Source organism: Pantoea sp. B9002, from assembly GCF_013385945.1.
Taxonomy (GTDB): Bacteria; Pseudomonadota; Gammaproteobacteria; order Enterobacterales; family Enterobacteriaceae; genus Pantoea.
On the sequence record NZ_JACAPA010000172.1, the window covers coordinates 1 to 379 of the forward strand.

Genomic DNA, 379 nt, shown 5'->3' on the forward strand with positions numbered 1-379 from the left:
GTCAATGCCCTATTCGCCGCCTCGACCGCGGTGATCCGCTCGACCTTCGGGCCGGAGCGCTCGGCTTCGAAGTCGGACTCAAGGAAGATTTTCACAATGCTCTTGGCCAACTCGGGACCGATCACCCGTGCACCAATGGACAGGATCTGCGCATCGTTGCTTTTGCGCGCACGCTCGGCCGAATAGGTGTCGTGGGCCTGGGCCGCACGTACGCCCTTGATCTTGTTCGCGGAAATGGCCATGCCGATGCCGGTACCGCAAATCAGGATGCCCAGGCGATGCTCCCCGGCACTCACGGCAGTCGCGACCGTGGCCGCGATATCCGGGTAAAGCACCGGACTGGAGGAGTAGCAGCCGAAATCCTGGAGCCTGTAGCCCA

1 protein-coding gene is annotated in these 379 nt (G+C 62.5%); it reads right to left on the reverse strand.

The window, feature by feature from the left end; translation table 11 throughout:
* A partial coding sequence (locus HX773_RS25710; RefSeq protein ID WP_176973837.1) for an RpiB/LacA/LacB family sugar-phosphate isomerase occupies positions 1-379 on the reverse strand: 379 nt, incomplete at both ends.